The sequence below is a fragment of the Pseudomonas asiatica genome, from assembly GCF_040214835.1.
Taxonomy (GTDB): Bacteria; Pseudomonadota; Gammaproteobacteria; order Pseudomonadales; family Pseudomonadaceae; genus Aquipseudomonas; species Aquipseudomonas putida_Z.
Map to the genome: position 1 here is coordinate 1,787,140 of NZ_CP157874.1, position 16,784 is coordinate 1,803,923.

12 protein-coding genes are annotated in these 16,784 nt (G+C 64.1%); 7 read left to right on the plus strand and 5 right to left on the minus strand.

Annotated features, from left to right (window positions below; genetic code table 11):
- Positions 1 to 14 precede the first annotated feature (14 nt).
- From topA to ABNP31_RS08140, 3 genes are all read left to right on the plus strand, one after another.
- Positions 15 to 2,624 (plus strand): type I DNA topoisomerase, encoded by a 2,610-nt coding sequence (gene topA / locus ABNP31_RS08130; protein ID WP_025338324.1) that lies wholly within the window; start codon positions 15 to 17, stop codon positions 2,622 to 2,624.
- Positions 2,625 to 2,811: 187 nt separating this feature from the next.
- The gene (locus tag ABNP31_RS08135; RefSeq protein ID WP_350013177.1) at positions 2,812 to 3,327 is read left to right on the plus strand and encodes a DUF6586 family protein; all 516 of its coding nucleotides are present in this window, start codon (positions 2,812 to 2,814) and stop codon (positions 3,325 to 3,327) included.
- A 50-nt stretch (positions 3,328 to 3,377) separates the two neighbouring features.
- The gene (locus tag ABNP31_RS08140) at positions 3,378 to 3,611 is read left to right on the plus strand and encodes a hypothetical protein (RefSeq protein ID WP_004376430.1); all 234 of its coding nucleotides are present in this window, start codon (positions 3,378 to 3,380) and stop codon (positions 3,609 to 3,611) included.
- Between the two features lie 49 nt (positions 3,612 to 3,660).
- Here ABNP31_RS08140 and sulA read toward each other — a convergent pair whose 3' ends face one another.
- On the minus strand, positions 3,661 to 4,137 hold the full coding sequence (gene sulA / locus ABNP31_RS08145; protein WP_085589440.1) for an SOS-induced cell division inhibitor SulA: 477 nt from the start codon (positions 4,135 to 4,137) through the stop codon (positions 3,661 to 3,663).
- Positions 4,138 to 4,150: 13 nt separating this feature from the next.
- On the minus strand, positions 4,151 to 4,759 hold the full coding sequence (gene lexA / locus ABNP31_RS08150; protein WP_004376420.1) for a transcriptional repressor LexA: 609 nt from the start codon (positions 4,757 to 4,759) through the stop codon (positions 4,151 to 4,153).
- 215 nt (positions 4,760 to 4,974) lie between these two features.
- Here lexA and ABNP31_RS08155 point away from each other — a divergent pair, with 215 nt between their 5' ends.
- Genes ABNP31_RS08155 through nagZ form a run of 3 tightly spaced genes read left to right on the plus strand, consistent with a single transcriptional unit; the run spans position 4,975 to position 7,274 of the window.
- Complete coding sequence (locus tag ABNP31_RS08155) at positions 4,975 to 5,688, plus strand: TetR/AcrR family transcriptional regulator (RefSeq protein ID WP_025338327.1); 714 nt, start codon at positions 4,975 to 4,977, stop codon at positions 5,686 to 5,688.
- 40 nt (positions 5,689 to 5,728) lie between these two features.
- Entirely contained in the window at positions 5,729 to 6,253 is a 525-nt protein-coding gene (locus tag ABNP31_RS08160) for a L,D-transpeptidase (RefSeq protein ID WP_085665482.1), read from the plus strand.
- A 22-nt stretch (positions 6,254 to 6,275) separates the two neighbouring features.
- Positions 6,276 to 7,274, plus strand: a complete 999-nt coding sequence (nagZ, locus tag ABNP31_RS08165) for a beta-N-acetylhexosaminidase (RefSeq protein ID WP_176240913.1) — start codon at positions 6,276 to 6,278, stop codon at positions 7,272 to 7,274.
- 338 nt (positions 7,275 to 7,612) lie between these two features.
- On the opposite strand, the gene ABNP31_RS08170 is transcribed toward nagZ, so the two are convergent.
- Genes ABNP31_RS08170 through mfd form a run of 3 tightly spaced genes read right to left on the minus strand, consistent with a single transcriptional unit; the run spans position 7,613 to position 14,990 of the window.
- Positions 7,613 to 10,957, minus strand: a complete 3,345-nt coding sequence (locus ABNP31_RS08170; RefSeq protein ID WP_350013178.1) for a DEAD/DEAH box helicase — start codon at positions 10,955 to 10,957, stop codon at positions 7,613 to 7,615.
- Between the two features lies 1 nt (position 10,958).
- Positions 10,959 to 11,531 (minus strand): CsiV family protein, encoded by a 573-nt coding sequence (locus ABNP31_RS08175; protein WP_004376408.1) that lies wholly within the window; start codon positions 11,529 to 11,531, stop codon positions 10,959 to 10,961.
- Between the two features lie 9 nt (positions 11,532 to 11,540).
- Entirely contained in the window at positions 11,541 to 14,990 is a 3,450-nt protein-coding gene (gene mfd / locus ABNP31_RS08180) for a transcription-repair coupling factor (RefSeq protein ID WP_085665484.1), read from the minus strand.
- Positions 14,991 to 15,157: 167 nt separating this feature from the next.
- Between mfd and ABNP31_RS08185 the strand changes: the two genes are divergently transcribed.
- Positions 15,158 to 16,621, plus strand: a complete 1,464-nt coding sequence (locus ABNP31_RS08185) for a glyceraldehyde-3-phosphate dehydrogenase (protein WP_031324543.1) — start codon at positions 15,158 to 15,160, stop codon at positions 16,619 to 16,621.
- Positions 16,622 to 16,784 lie beyond the last annotated feature (163 nt).

Here is a 16,784-nt window from a genome sequence, read left to right on the forward strand (position 1 = left end):
GAATACTCCGATCCATGGGCAAATCGCTGGTCATTGTGGAATCCCCGGCCAAGGCCAAGACCATCAACAAGTACCTGGGCAACCAGTACGTGGTGAAGTCGAGTATCGGCCATATCCGAGACCTCCCCACCAGCGGTTCGGCCAGCGCCAGCAAAGAGCCAGCCGCCAAGCGTGGCAAGGCCGCGGGTGAGGCTCCGGCCCTGTCGCCGAAGGAAAAGGCCCGCCGCCAGCTGGTGGCACGCATGGGCGTCGACCCCGACCATGGCTGGAAGGCCAAGTACGAGATCCTGCCTGGCAAGGAAAAGGTGATCGAAGAGCTGCGCCGCCTGGCGAAGGACGCCGACACCATCTATCTCGCAACCGACTTGGACCGCGAAGGGGAAGCCATTGCCTGGCACCTGCGCGAGGCCATCGGCGGCGACGACACCCGCTACAAGCGCGTGGTGTTCAACGAAATCACCAAGAAGGCCATCCAGGAAGCCTTCTCGCAGCCGGGCGAGCTGGATATCGACCGGGTCAACGCGCAGCAGGCGCGGCGTTTCCTCGACCGCGTGGTCGGCTACATGGTTTCGCCGCTGCTGTGGGCCAAGATCGCCCGAGGCCTGTCCGCCGGCCGTGTACAGTCGGTGGCGGTGAAGCTGGTGGTGGAGCGCGAGCGCGAAATCCGCGCGTTCATCCCGGAAGAGTACTGGGAAATCCACGCCGACCTCGGCACCGCCAAGAACGCCAAGGTGCGTTTCGAAGTGGCACGCGAGAAGGGTGAGGCCTTCAAGCCGCTGAACGAAGCCCAGGCCATGGCGGCGCTGGAGAAGCTCAAGGCTTCCAGCTACAGCGTGGTCAAGCGCGAAGACCGCCCGACCAGCAGCAAGCCGTCGGCACCGTTCATTACCTCCACCTTGCAGCAGGCCGCCAGCAACCGCCTGGGCTTCGGTGTGAAGAAAACCATGATGATGGCCCAGCGCTTGTACGAAGCCGGCTACATCACCTACATGCGTACCGACTCCACCAACCTGTCGGCCGACGCCCTGGACATGGCGCGCAGCTACATCGAGCGCGAGTTCGGCAAGCAGTACCTGCCCGAGGCACCGCTGGTGTACGGCAGCAAGGAAGGCGCCCAGGAGGCGCACGAAGCGATTCGTCCTTCCGACGTGAATACCCACCCGAGCAAGCTCACTGGCATGGAGCGCGACGCCGAGCGCCTGTACGAGCTGATCTGGCGCCAGTTCCTGGCCTGCCAGATGCCGCCAGCGCAGTACCTGTCCACCAGCGTCACCGTGGCCGCGGGCGACTTCGAACTGCGTGCCAAGGGCCGTATCCTCAAGTTTGACGGTTACACCCGTGTGCTGCCGCAGCAGAGCAAGCCTGGCGAAGACGACGTGTTGCCGGAAATGGTCCAGGGCGAAGCGCTGAAGCTGATCCAGATCGACCCGAGCCAGCACTTCACCAAGCCACCGGCGCGCTTCACCGAAGCCAGCCTGGTCAAGGAAATGGAAAAGCGCGGTATCGGCCGCCCGTCGACCTATGCGGCGATCATCTCGACCATTCAGGACCGTGGCTATGTGACCCTGCACAACCGCCGCTTCTATTCCGAAAAGATGGGCGACATCGTCACCGAGCGCCTGTCCGAGAGCTTCTCCAACCTGATGGACTACGGCTTTACCGCCGACATGGAGGAGAACCTCGACGACGTGGCCCAGGGCGAGCGTGACTGGAAGAACGTGCTCGACGAGTTCTACGGCGACTTCAGCAAGAAACTGCAGACCGCCGAGTCCAGCGAAGACGGCATGCGCGCCAACCAACCGACCATGACCAACATTCCGTGCAAGGAATGTGGCCGGCCGATGATGATCCGCACTGCCTCCACCGGCGTGTTCCTCGGTTGCTCGGGCTACAGCCTGCCGCCGAAAGAGCGCTGCAAGGCCACCGTCAACCTGGTGCCGGGCGACGAGATTGCCGCGGACGACGAGGGCGAATCGGAATCCCGCGTGTTGCTGGGCAAGCACCGTTGTCCGATCTGCGCCACGGCGATGGATGCCTACCTGCTGGACGAGAAGCACAAGCTGCACATCTGCGGTAACAACCCGGATTGCGCTGGCTACGAGATCGAGGAAGGCAACTACCGCATCAAGGGTTACGAAGGGCCGAGCCTGGAGTGCGACAAGTGTGGCAGCGAGATGCAGTTGAAGACTGGCCGTTTCGGCAAGTTCTTCGGTTGCACCAACCCGGCGTGCAAGAACACCCGCAAGCTGCTCAAGAGCGGCGAGGCGGCGCCACCGAAGATGGACAAGGTGGACATGCCAGAGCTCAAGTGCGAGAAGGTCGACGATACCTACGTGCTGCGTGATGGCGCTTCGGGGCTGTTCCTGGCCGCCAGCCAGTTCCCCAAGAACCGCGAAACCCGCGCACCGCTGGTGCTGGAGATCGTGCCACACAAGCATGAGATCGATCCGAAGTACCACTTCCTGTGTGATGCGCCGCAGAAAGACCCGGAAGGCCGCCCGGCGGTGATCCGCTACAGCCGCAAGACCAAGGAGCAGTACGTGCAGTCCGAGGTTGATGGCAAGCCGACCGGCTGGAAGGCGTTCTACGACGGCAATGCGTGGAAGGTTGAAGACAAGCGCTGATCCGTCAGTGCTGTAATTGGGGCCGCTTCGCGCCCCTTCGCGGGCTTGCCCGCTCCTACAGGTACAGCGCAGGCCTTGGGCTTGATGGAGTTCCTGTGGGAGCGGGCAAGCCCGCGAAGGGACGCAAAGCGGCCCCAATCATTTATGATGAGGCTATCCGCCTTGCAGCCTTAGGGAGGGCACTGAAATGGCCCAGGAAATCTACACCCGCACCAATCAGAAACTGTTCTTTGCCGGCCTCGCCCTGGAGTCCATGGCCAAGGCCGAACAAAGCCAGGCCATGAATGCCCAGGGCCTGGTCCAGGCCGAGCGCGAGTCGGCGCTGTTCCATCTCTACGGCGCACTGCTGGGCCTGTGTCATGAAATTGGTGGCTTCTACCGCCTGCCAGTTGTTGCAACGGTCGAGCAAGCACTGGCTGACGATGCGCTGAACGGCATCGCCATCCCGGAAGTGGCCGAGCTGCTGGAACTGGCCCGCCAGCGCGAAACCTGGCTGGCGCAAATGCTCAGTGCTTATGCCGATTTGTTCCGACCACCGGTCGCGAAAAAAGCGCCAAAAACCGACGTCACCCAGCCATTGATCCAGGCGGTCAATCTCGATGAGCCCGAGTATCCGGCGCTGTCGCGTGCCGAACTGGAAAGCTGGCGCAGCAACCTCAAGGGCCTGGTGAGACGTTTCCGCGACGCGTTGAGTGAGTGCTGATAGCTGCTACGGCTGGTACAATACTGGCCTTTCGCGGAGAACTGCCATTTATGTCTACGTCGTTTCTGGAAATTGTCGAGTTGCCTGATGGCCGCATCGAACTGCGTCGCGCCGAGGATGAGGGCTCTCTGGTAACCCTGGATTTCTCGGAAGACGCCAAGGCGTTCCTGCAGGGTCAGCATGTGGAAGTGGCCAAGGCCATGCTCAGCGTGGGCGTGCAGATGGCCGGTCGCCTGATGGATGGCGAGCTTGAGCGTGATGAAGGGCCGCGTGTGCTGCACTGAGGTGCAGCAGGGCATCAGGTTTCATGCAGTGACAGGCAAAGCCTGAACATCAGCCGAGGCGGATGTTCAGGCTTTGTGCGTTTCCGGCACCGGCAGCGCGCAGCAATTGCTGGCGTGCAGTGGCGTTGACGTTGCCCAGCCAGCTGACCACGGTGTGGCTGCGGCCCAGGCGCAAGGCTTCGCAGGCCAGTTGAAGCGGGCTCTGATTGCCGCGAGGTTGCAGCAGCAGGATGCGTTCACGGTTGAGCCCGGCATCGCGTAGCCAGGCCTGGGTCAGGCTTGACGGCGGGGCGATCAGGGTCAGCCAGCGGGTCTCGTCCTCTTCGCTCAGTTCGCGCAGCACGGGTGCCAGCAGGCTTTGGCAGTGCCCGGGGGCTCCGCGCAGCGACAGTTCGCTGAACAGCTCGGGCTGGCTGCTTTTGCGCGCCACTTCGCTGGTTTTCAGGCCAGGCAGTACGGGCTGGGCGAGGAATGCTTCGAACAATGGCAACTGGACTTGCTCGGGTGCGTGAATGAACTGCTGCATGACGCCTCCTGGATCAGCGGCGAATGACGCCGACGCTCAAGCCCTCGATCACCAGCTCCTGTTCTTTCAGGTCGACTTCGATGGGGGCGAATTCGGGGTTTTCGGCAAGCAGCCAGACCTTGCTGCCTTCGCGCTTGAAGCGCTTGACGGTGACTTCGTCGCCGATGCGGGCCACGACGATCTGGCCGTTGCGGGCTTCGCGGCAGGTGTGTACCGCCAGCAGGTCGCCATCGAAGATGCCGACATCCTTCATGCTCATGCCGTGTACGCGCAGCAGATAGTCGGCCTGGGGGTGGAAGAAGTCGGGGTTGATGTTGCAGGATTGCTCGATGTGCTGTTCGGCAAGGATCGGCGCACCGGCGGCAACCCGGCCGATGATTGGCAGGCCGCTTTCTTCGGCCTTGGCTTCCAGACCGGGGATGCGAATACCACGGGAGGCGCCCGGGGTCATCTCGATCGCGCCTTTGCGGGCAAGGGCCTTGAGGTGCTCCTCGGCGGCGTTGGGCGACTTGAAGCCCAGCTCCTGAGCGATCTCGGCGCGCGTCGGCGGGAAGCCGTTGTCTTCCAGGCAACGCTTGATGAACGCGAGAATTTCGGCTTGGCGTGGCGTCAGTTTCAACATGGTGAGCGCTCTGTCTTTTTGTACAGTGACTGGGATTATATACAGTACTGGATGCGCTGCAAGCCAAAACCTGTAATAAACAGCAGCAATGGCGCTTGCAGCCGCCCGCCTGGCGCTTTTAAATGGCGACCGGCCGGTCACCGAGCCTTGACAGAAGCAGGGCTGAAACGTATGTTTCAAACACCTGTTTGTCTGGCGGAGTAGTCGGAGTAGTCATGGCCCAATCGGAAACCGTTGAACGCATTCTCGATGCTGCCGAGCAGCTGTTCGCGGAAAGGGGGTTCGCAGAAACCTCGTTGCGGCTGATTACCAGCAAGGCCGGGGTCAACCTGGCGGCGGTCAACTATCACTTCGGCTCCAAGAAGGCCCTGATCCAGGCAGTGTTCTCGCGTTTCCTCGGGCCGTTCTGCGCCAGCCTCGAACGTGAGCTGGAGCGGCGCCAGGCCAAGCCGGAGCACAAGCCGAGCCTCGAAGAGCTGCTGGAAATGCTGGTCGAGCAGGCTTTGGCCGTGCAGCCGCGCAGCAACAACGACCTGTCGATCTTCATGCGCCTGCTGGGCCTGGCCTTCAGCCAGAGCCAGGGCCACCTGCGGCGTTACCTGGAAGACATGTACGGCAAGGTGTTCCGCCGCTACATGCTGCTGGTCAACGAGGCTGCACCGCGCATCCCGCCGCTGGAGCTGTTCTGGCGAGTGCACTTCATGCTTGGCGCCGCCGCCTTCAGCATGTCCGGCATCAAGGCCCTGCGGGCGATTGCCGAGACCGATTTCGGCATCAACACCTCGATCGAGCAGGTAATGCGCCTGATGGTGCCTTTCCTGGCTGCGGGCATGCGTGCCGATAGCGGTGTTACCGACGACGCCATGGCCACCGCGCAGCTGCGCCCGCGCACCAAGACCAGCGCAGGCGCCTCCACCGCCAAGGCCTGAAGGCTGGGCGGGGCAGGGCGCTTCGGCTAAGCTAGCGCCCATGCCCGACCTCGACTTCCTGCACATTTCCCTCGCTGACCAGTGCCTTTATGGCTTTGCCGATGGCCAGCTGCGCCTGCGCGTGCCGGTTTCCACGGCGCGCAACGGCGCCGGCGAGCGCAACGGCTCGGGTTGCACGCCGTGTGGCCTGCACCAGGTGCGGGCGAAGATCGGTGCGGGCTTGCCGCTGAATGCGGTATTTGCCGGGCGGCGCTGGACCGGCGAGGTGTGGTCGCCGGCCTTGCATGCGCAATGCCCCGGCCGGGACTGGATCCTTACCCGCATTCTCTGGCTCAGTGGCTGCGAGCCGGGTGTCAACCGCCTGGGTGCGGTCGACACCTTCCGCCGTTATATCTACTTGCACGGCACCCCGGATACGGAACCCATGGGCGTAGCGCTGTCCCATGGTTGCATACGCCTGCGCAACACCGATTTGCTAAGCCTGTTCGAGCAGGTGCCGGCCCATTGCCCGGTGCGCATCGAGCAGGCCGCCTGCCCCCAGTGGGCTTCTCTCAGTCTTCAATGAAGGATTACCCATGACTGTCAGCCTGCAAGGCTCCCTGATGGTGGATATCGCCGGTAAATGGCTGACCGCCGAAGACCGTCACCTGCTGCGCCAGCCTGAAGTGGCCGGCCTGATCATCTTTGCCCGCAACATCGACAGCCCGCGCCAGGTGCGTGAACTGTGCGCGTCGATCCGCGCCATCCGCCCCGACCTGATCCTGGCGGTGGACCAGGAGGGCGGCCGGGTGCAGCGCCTGCGCCAGGGCTTTGTGCGCCTGCCGGCCATGCGGGCGATAGCGGACAATGACAACGCCGAGTACCTGGCCGAGCAGTGCGGTTGGTTGATGGCGACCGAGGTGCTGGCGGTTGGCCTGGACCTCAGCTTTGCCCCGGTACTCGACCTGGACCACCAGCGCAGCGCCGTGGTGGGCAGCCGCGCCTTCGAGGGTGACCCGCTGCGTGCCACGCAACTGGCCGGGGCGTTCATCCGTGGCATGAATGCGGCGGGCATGGCGGCTTGTGGCAAGCACTTCCCGGGGCATGGCTGGGCCGAGGCGGACTCGCATGTGGCCATTCCCACCGATGAGCGCAGCCTCGAACAGCTGCGCCAGGCCGACCTGGTGCCGTTCACCCGCCTGAGCGGACAATTGGCGGCAGTGATGCCGGCGCATGTCATCTATCCGCAGGTCGACAACCAGCCGGCTGGCTTCTCGCGGCGCTGGTTGCAGGACATCCTGCGTGGCGAGCTGGGCTTTGACGGGGTGATCTTCAGTGATGACCTGTCGATGGCGGGTGCGCATGTGGTCGGGGACGCGGCCAGTCGGATCGAGGCGGCGTTGAGCGCTGGCTGCGACATGGGCCTGGTGTGCAATGACCGGGCGGCGGCGGAGCTGGCGTTGAGTGCGGCGCAGCGGATGAAGGTCAAGCCCTCGCCCCGGATTGCGCGGATGCGTGGGCAAGGGTTTGCGCGGACGGATTATCGCCAGCAGCCGCGGTGGCTGGAGGCGTTGGGGGCGTTGCGGGAGGCGCAGCTGGTCGATTGACCGCGCCGGCCCCTTCGCGGGCATGCCCGCTCCCACAGGTGCTGTGCTGGTTTCGAAATTAGTGTTGTACCTGTCCCGGCCTCTTCGCGGGTGAACCCGCTCCCACAGAGGTATGGCGCTGGTTTCGAAATTGGTGTTGTACCTGTGCTGGCCTCTTCGCGGGTGAACCCGCTCCCACAGGTGCGGCGCTGGTTTCGAAATTGGTGTTGTAGCTGTGCTGGCCTCTTCGCGTGTAAACCCGCTCCCACAGGTACAGAACCGCCCTTGAGGGCACTGATATCCCTGTGGGAGCGGGCGTGCCCGCGAAGAGGCCGGTACAGGCAGCGAGGGATTCTAGGCTACCGCCCGCGCTTCCCAGGCAGCGGCGCAAACAGCGCTTCGATCTCTTCATCCCCCAGCCGCCATTGCCCGGCCTGCCCGCCATCCAGCAGGCTCGCCGCCAGCGCCGCCTTCTCCTGCTGCAACAGCTGGATCTTTTCTTCCACTGTCCCCCGGGTGATCAGCTTGAACACGAACACCGGCTTGTCCTGGCCGATGCGGTAGGCGCGGTCGGTGGCCTGGTTTTCGCTGGCCGGGTTCCACCAGGGGTCGAAGTGGATCACCGTGTCTGCAGCCGTCAGGTTCAAGCCCACGCCACCTGCCTTGAGGCTGATCAGGAACACTTCGCTATCACCCTGCTGGAACTGCTGCACCGGCGTGCGCCGGTCGCGGGTGTCACCGGTCAGCAGGCTGTAGCGGATCTTGCGCTTCTCCAGCTCCTGCTCGATCAACGCCAGCATCGAGGTGAACTGCGAGAACAACAGCACCCGGCGCCCTTCGCTCAGCAGCTCTTCGAGCATTTCCAGCAGCGCGCCCAGTTTGCCCTTGTCGGCCTGGTTGCCTTTGCTTTCCACCCCTTTGACCAGGCGCAGGTCGCAGCATACCTGGCGCAGCTTGAGCAGGGCGTCGAGGATGATGATCTGGCTGCGCGCGGCGCCATTGCGGGCGATTTCATCGCGGACTTTCTTGTCCATGGCCACCCGCACGGCTTCGTAGGTGTCGCGCTGGGCATCGCTAAGCTCGACCCAGTGCACCATCTCGGTCTTGGCCGGCAGCTCGGTGGCCACCTGCTCCTTGGTGCGGCGCAGCAGGAACGGGCGGATGCGGCTGGCCAGGTGGGCCATGCGCTCGCTGTCGCCGTGGCGCTCGATCGGTGTGCGGTAGTCCTGGTTGAAGCGCTTCAGGTCACCCAGCCAGCCAGGCATGAGGAAGTGGAAGATCGACCACAGCTCGCCCAGGTTGTTTTCCATTGGCGTGCCGGTCAGGCAGACGCGCTGATTGGCCCGCAGCTCGCAAACCGCGAGGGCGGCCTTGCTGGTGCTGCTCTTGATGTTCTGTGCCTCGTCCAGCACCAGCACATGCCAGGCCTGGGCGCGCAGGTGCTCGAGGTCGCGCGGCACCAGGGCATAGGTGGTCAGGACCAGGTCGTATTCGTGCAGTTTGGCGAAATGCTTGCTGCGCCCCGGGCCTTGCAGGGCCAGCACGCGCAGCCCAGGGGCGAAGCGCTGGGCTTCGTCCAGCCAGTTGGGCACCAGGCTGGTCGGCATCACCGCCAGGGCCGGTGCGCTCAGGCGCCCGGACTGTTTCTCCAACAGCAGGTGTGCCAGGGCCTGCAGGGTCTTGCCCAGCCCCATGTCGTCGCCGAGGATGCCGCCGGTGCCCATCTCGCGCAGCGCCTGCAGCCAGTTCAGGCCTTGTTGCTGGTAAGGGCGCAGGCTGGCCTGCAGCCCGGTCGGCGGTTCTACCTGCAAGTCACGGGCATCGCGCAGGCGACGGCCCAGGTTGCGCACATGCTCGCCACCCTCCCAATGCAGGGGCATGCCGTCGATGTCGTTCAGGCGTGAGGCATCGGCACGGTCCAGGCGCAGGGACGGGCCTGCGGCGTCTTCGTGCAGATACAGTTCGCCCAGGGTGCCCATCACTGCCTTGATGCGGCCATAGGGCAAGGCAACGCGCAGGGCCGGGGCATCGAGGCGGCCACGGTTGAGGTCGATCAGCAGGTGCTCGTCGTCACTGCGCCGGGCCAGTTCGCTGGGGCGCAGCAGTTCCGGGTTGCTGCGCAGCAGTTGCAGCACGATCGGCAGCAGGCTGTGGCGCTGGCCATCGACCACGATGCCCAGCTCCAGGTCGAACCATTCATGGCCGGGCGCTTCGTCGATGGTGGCGTACCAGTCGTCCACTTCCTGCAGGTTGAAGGCGAAGTCGCGGTGGATGTCGATGTTCCAACCGGCTTCGCGCAGGCTCGGCAGGCCTTCGCGGGCAAAGCGCAGCCAGGCTTCGTCATCGGGCAACTGGAGCATCTCGCCGGCACTGTCAGGCAGGGCCTTGCTTTGTCGGGTGGCGGCCTTGAAGCCCAGGTCGCGCAGCATCTTGCGCAGCGCCTGCTCGGCTTGCGGCTGGCGGCGGATGCGCTGGCTGGTGTTGTCTACCAGGCGGGTCAGCGGTTTTTCGTCGCTGCCGCTGGCGCGTAAACCGTCATAGTCGAACGCCAGTGCGGCCCGATGCTGCATCTGCCGCTGCATGCGGCCGGTCTTGGGCATGTAGGCGCTGAATTCAAGGCTGCCCAGCGTCAGGTGCGGCCTGGGTTGAATACTGTCGATCTCTTCACTGCGTACGCTTGTAGGCGTTGGAACCTGGCGATTCAGTGCGTTCAAGCGGTGGCTCAGGGGGATGATCAAGTGTTCGGGCACCGTAGGTGCGCTTGCCAGTTGGCTGGCAATGAACGGGTCAAGATCATGTACAAGCTTGCCAGTCATGCCCGTCTGGGTATCGATGTAATAGAGCGGGTCGAGCGGCAGTGCCATGTCATGCATCCGCTCATCATGGTGCCACGCACCACGATAGCTGCCGTTCTCAAGCCTCATCCAGCGAAACTCGGCCGGCAGTGTCGGCCCGGGGGCTAGTGGCAACAGTTGCTCGCCGTAGATCAGGCGGCCACTGGCCAGTGCGAACTCGTACAGCTCTGCGCCTTGCTTTCCTTCCAGCCTTGCGATTGGCATGTTGGTGTTTTTGCCAAGGGCGTCAATCAGCCTGAGGATGCGCAGGTCCTCATCAGTTACGTAACGTGGCGTGTAGTAGAGCATCTCAGGCAGCGAGCTGGCACGGGCGAGTTTCAGCTGGCCATCGGCTTCGCGGGTGCCTTTGGATACGCTGAGCGTGCAAAGGCCGTGCTCATTAACGACCTTGTAGTAGAGCGACGGGCCTTTGCGCCTGGCAGGCTCGGCAGGCTTTGTCGGAGCTTCCAGGGCCTCGACCCAATGGGCGAGTTCAGGTGGGAGGTCCAGAGATTGCCGGGCTGCGTCAACCGTTGGGTGAGGGGCATCATGGCTGCCCTCGGCGTAATCCGGCCCGCGCTCCAGCAAATAGAGCGCAGCCGCACAATGCTTGCAGTCTTCGCCCACCGGGCATGAGCAAGTGCCTCGGCACTCCAGGCCATCTTCCGTCATGTCCAGCGTGATGCGCTGGTAGTAGGTCCGGCCGCCGGAACCTGCGCACTGGGCGCGGACGGTCATGTCGAGGATGGACACGATTTCGCTTCTGCCTTCCTCGGCGTAGTCCAGGCCGCGTTGCAGGGACTTGCGGTCAAACGCGAACGTCCAGCCGTCGTGCTCCCGCACAAAGAACTGCGCATCGCTCTCGCTCACATCACTGCTCCATCATCTCCGGGTCCATCACTGGCATTTTAGGCGTACCTGGTGGTGTCACCTTCAGCAGCACCGCCAGGTGCCCACCGTCGAGGAAGGTCAGCTGGCCGCCCTTGACGTTGCTGTTGCTCTGCTTGAACTGCTCGCTTTGCAGCACGCTGCCGTTGCCGTCCAGCTGGTTGACCCAGAAGTTGGCCTCGACCGCAATGAAACGGCCCTCGGCGATGCTCAGGTTGCCTTCGATGGGGAAGTGGCCGAACTGCTCGGTGCCTTCGCCCAGGGCGATGCGGCTGGGCTCGCTGCCCACTTGCTGCTGCCAGGCCTTGTGCAGTAGCACGGTGTAGTCGGCGGTGGCTTCCAGGCGGGTGGCTTCGTCTTCCAGCGCCAGGCGGCGCTCGGCGTCCTTTTCCAGGCGTGGAGCGCCAGCGCTCCAGTCTTCGGGGGCGAACGGGCTGGTGAAGGCGGGCACGCTGTTCTGCCGCACCAGGATCATTTCTACCTGATACAGGCCTTCGGCGAAGGCGGCCGGGGCGAACAGCGCCAGCAGCAGGGTCAGGCAACGGATGGCACGCATGGATCTTCCTTAGGCAGGCTGTGGGGTCAGGCGCTCGAACAGCGCCTCCAGGTTATTGAAGCGTTCGTCGGGGCGTTCCATCGGTACCAGGAAGCGGAACTGGGTGGCGCCTTCGAACTTGTAGCGTTTGGGCTGGCCCTGGATCAGCTTGATCAGGGTCAGCGGGTCGACCGGGGTCTCGGCCTCGAACTCGATCTTGCCGCCGTTGGGGCCGGCGTCGACTTTCTTGATGCCGAGCTTTTCCGCGTGCAGCTTGAGCGAGGTCAGGCGCATCAGGTTCTTGGTCGGCTCGGGCAGCAGGCCGAAGCGGTCGATCATTTCCACCTGCAGGTCCTTGAGGCCTTCTTCATCGGCCGCCGAGGCAATGCGCTTGTACAGGATCAGCCGCGCATGCACGTCGGGCAGGTAGTCCTCGGGGATCAGTGCCGGCAGGCGCAGGTTGATTTCCGGGCCGCCGCCCAGCGGCTGCTCAAGGTTGGGCTGGGTGCCCTTGCGGATCGCCTTGACCGCGCGCTCGAGCATTTCCATGTACAGGGTAAAGCCCACCGCCTGGATCTGCCCGCTCTGGCCTTCGCCCAGCAGCTCGCCGGCGCCGCGAATCTCCAGGTCGTTGGTGGCCAGCACGAAGCCGGCGCCGAGGTCCTGGGTGTTGGCGATCGCCTCCAGGCGTTTTTCGGCGTCGGCGCTGACCTTCTGCCGGGTTGGCGTCAGCAGGTAGGCGTAGGCCTGGTGGTGGCTGCGGCCAACACGGCCGCGCAGCTGGTGCAGCTGGGCCAGGCCGAACTTGTCGGCACGCTCGATGACGATGGTGTTGGCGCTGGGCACGTCGATACCGGTTTCGATGATGGTCGAGGCCACCAGCACGTTGAAGCGCTTGTGGTAGAAGTCGCTCATCACCTGTTCCAGCTCGCGCTCGCGCATCTGCCCGTGGCCGATGCCGATGCGCGCCTCTGGCACCAGTTCGGCAAGGTCGGCGGCGCATTTCTCGATGGTTTTCACATCGTTGTGCAGGTAGTACACCTGGCCACCGCGCAGTAGCTCGCGCAGCAGCGCCTCCTTGACCGTGCTCTTGTTCTGCTCCATGACGAAGGTGCGTACCGACAGGCGGCGCGCCGGCGGCGTGGCGATGATCGACAGGTCGCGCATGCCCGCCACCGCCATGTTCAGCGTACGCGGGATCGGCGTGGCGGTGAGGGTGAGGATGTCCACCTCGCTGCGCAGGGCCTTGAGCTGTTCCTTCTGGCGCACGCCAAAACGGTGCTCTTCGTCGATGATGGCCAGGCCCAGGTCCTTGAAGCGTACATCGTCCTGCAGCAGCTTGTGGGTGCCGATGAGGATGTCGATCTTGCCTTCGGCCAGATCGGCGGCGGCGTTGGCCACTTCCTTGGCCGACTTGAAGCGGCTCATCACCTCCACGGTCACCGGCCAGTCGGCAAAGCGGTCGCGGAAGCTGTTGTAGTGCTGCTGGGCGAGCAGGGTGGTGGGCACCAGCACGGCCACCTGGCGGCCGCTGTGCACGGCAATGAATGCCGCGCGCATGGCCACTTCGGTCTTGCCGAAGCCGACGTCGCCGCACACCAGGCGGTCCATCGGCTTGGGCGCCAGCATGTCGGCGCGCACCGCTTCGATGGCAGCCTGCTGGTCCGGGGTTTCCTCGAACGGGAAGCCGGCGCTGAAGGTGGCGTAGTCGGCGGACGGGTCGGCAAATGCATAGCCCTTGCGCGCGGCGCGGCGGGCATAGATGTCGAGCAGCTCGGCGGCCACGTCGCGCACCTGTTCGGCGGCCTTGCGCTTGGCCTTCTGCCAGGCCTCCGAGCCCAGCCGGTGCAGCGGTGCCAGGGCATCGTCGCTGCCGGTGTAGCGGGCGATCAGGTGCAGGTTGGCCACCGGCACGTACAGCTTGGCGCCCTCGGCGTATTCCAGGGTGAGGAATTCGGCGGCCTGGCCGTCGATTTCCAGGGTTGCCAGGCCCAGGTAGCGACCCACGCCATGGTCGATGTGCACCACCGGCGCGCCTTCGCGCAGCTCGGTCAGGTTCTTGATCACCGCGTCGTTGGCGGTTTCGCCGCGCTTGTCGCGGCGCCGGCGCTGCATGACCCGCTGGCCGAACAGCGGGCTTTCGGCGACCAGAGCGATGGCTGGGTCGTCCAGCAGCAGGCCTTCGTCCAGCGGGGCGATGGTGATTGCCAGGCGTTCGCTGCCGGTGATGAAGTCGGCCCAGCCGTCGACGGTATGCGGGCGCAGTTTCAGCCGTTCGAGCAGCTCCAGCAGCACTTCGCGCCGGCCTGCCGATTCGGCGGTGAACAACACCCGGCCAGGGAACTGGTCGAGGAAATTGGCCAGTTCGGCCAAGGGCTGGTTGGCCTTGGCCTCGATTGCCAGGTTGGGAAGGGGGCGCGCCGGGAAGCGCTCGCGGCCCACGCCCGGGTCGAGGTCTTCGGTGCTGACCACTACCCGTGGCCATTGCTTGAGCCGGGCGAAGCAGTCTTCCACCGGCAGGAACAGTTCGGCCGGTGGCAGCAGCGGCCGGCTCAGGTCGCCACGGCGGTCTTCATAACGCCCGCGCACGTCGTTCCAGAAGTGTTCGGCGGCCTGTTCCACGCCGGGCAGCGAGAACACCTGGGTGTCGGCCGGCAGGTAGTCGAACAGGGTCGAGGTTTCTTCGAAGAACAGCGGCAGGTAGTACTCGATGCCGGCGGGGATGATGCCGCTGGCCAGGTCCTGGAAGATCGCGCTGCGGCGGAAATCGACATCGAAGCGTTCGCGGAAGCGCGCCTTGAAACGGGTCACTTCCTCTTTCTGCATCGGGAACTCGCGCGCCGGCAGCAGGCGCACCGAATCCACCTTGTCGATCGAGCGCTGGGTCTCTGGGTCGAAGGTGCGCAGCGTCTCGATCTCGTCATCGAACAGGTCGATGCGGTAGGGCAGCTTGCTGCCCATCGGGAACAGGTCGATCAACGCGCCGCGCACGGCGAACTCGCCATGCTCGTAGACGGTGTCGACGCAGCGATAGCCACTGGCCTCCAGGCGCAGGCGCATCTGCTCCACGTCGATGGTCTGGCCCACGTCCAGCACCAGGCTGCTGCCCAGCAGGAAACGGGTCGGCGCCAGGCGGTGCAGGGCGGTGGTGATCGGCACCACGAGGATGCCGTGGCTCAGCTCCGGCAGGCGGTAGAGGCTGGCGATGCGCTGGGAAATGATGTCCTGGTGCGGCGAGAACAGGTCGTAGGGCAGGGTTTCCCAATCGGGGAACGGCAGCACCGGCAGGTCCGGGGCAAAGAAGCGAAGTTCCTGTTCAAGACGATCGGCAGCCTGGCTGTCGGCAGTCAGCAGCAAAGTGAAGCGGCCCGCGCTGCTGGCGGCCTCGGCGATGGCCAGGCTGAGGGTGGCACCGGGTAGATTGCCCCAGGTTTGTTTGCCGGCCGTGGCCGACATTTGCGGTAGGCGCAGAACTGACACGGGAGATTGCACTCCAAGCGTTGCGGCAAAGAGATCAATTGTACCGGTGACGGTGCCGGCTGTCAGGTTCGAAAGGGCGTGAACGCTGGCTTGCGTGGCCGCGACAGGCGCTCATTGCCCGTAACGCGTTGGGGCGTCATAATGTAGCCCCTTTTTTCTGTCCCTACATGTGGAAGGTTCCCGTGACTCAGAAGCCCGACCAGTGTCTTGGTGAGTGGATCGATCGTGAAGCCCTGGCTGAAGCGATGATCCCGCTTATCGGTCAGCTCTACCGCAACAACAACGTGGTGAGCTCGATTTATGGCCGTAGCCTGATCAACCGTTCGGTTATCTCGATCCTCAAGGCGCACCGCTTTGCGCGTCATCGTCAAGCCGACGAAACCGAACTGTCCGTCCACGAGACATTCCCCCTGCTCAAGGCCATGAGCGAGCTGAAACTGGGCGCCGCTTCGGTCGACCTGGGCAAGCTGGCCAACAAGTTCAAGCAGGAAGGCAATGGCCGCACTGCCGAGCAGTTCGTCCGTGAAGAACTGGCCGAGGTGGTTGGCCAGCAGAACGCTTCGGCGCGCAAGGGCACCGACGTTGTCCTGTACGGCTTCGGCCGCATCGGCCGCCTGCTGGCGCGCATCCTGATCGAGAAGACCGGTGGCGGCGACGGCCTGCGCCTGCGCGCCATCGTCGTGCGCAAGGGCGCCGAGAACGACCTGGTCAAGCGTGCCAGCCTGCTGCGCCGTGACTCGGTGCACGGCCCGTTCGATGGCACCATCACCATCGACGAAGCCAACAACACCATCACCGCCAACGGCAACCTGATCCAGGTTATCTACGCCAAGAGCCCGAGCGAAGTCGACTACACCCAGTACGGCATCGAAAACGCGCTGATCGTCGACAACACCGGCGTATGGCGTGATGCCGACGGCCTGGGCCAGCACCTGGCCTGCCCGGGCGCTGCCCGCGTGATCCTCACCGCACCTGGCAAGGGCGCGCTGAAGAACATCGTGCACGGCATCAACCACGGTGACATCGCTGCCGATGACAAGATCATCTCGGCCGCTTCCTGCACCACCAACGCCATCGTGCCGGTGCTCAAGGCCATCAACGACCAGTACGGCATCGTCAACGGCCACGTCGAAACCGTTCACTCGTTCACCAACGACCAGAACCTGATCGACAACTTCCACAAGGGCAGCCGCCGTGGCCGTGCCGCGCCGCTGAACATGGTCATCACCGAAACCGGCGCCGCCACTGCTGCCGCCAAGGCACTGCCAGTGCTGAAGGGCAAGCTGACCGGCAACGCCATTCGCGTACCGACGCCGAACGTTTCGATGGCCATCCTCAACCTGAACCTCGAGAAGGCCACCAGCCGCGACGAGATCAACGAGTACCTGCGCCAGACCGCCATGCACTCGGAACTGCACAAGCAGATCGATTACGTCAGCTCGCAGGAAGTGGTTTCGACCGACTTCGTCGGTTCGCGCCACGCCGGTGTGGTTGACGCCGAAGCGACCATCTGCAATGACAACCGCGTTGTTCTGTACGTCTGGTACGACAACGAATTCGGTTACAGCTGCCAGGTGGTTCGTGTGATGGAAGAGATGGCCGGTGTGAACCCGCCAGCGTTTCCGCACTGATACGCTTGTAAGGCAATGAAAAAACGGGAACCTTCGGGTTCCCGTTTTTTTTTATCCAGAATTTGTGTTTCCTGTGCCGGCCTCTTCGCGGGTAAACCCGCTCCCACAGGTATACCACTGCCCTCACGGACGACGCGGCCCTGTGGGAGCGGGTTTACCCGCG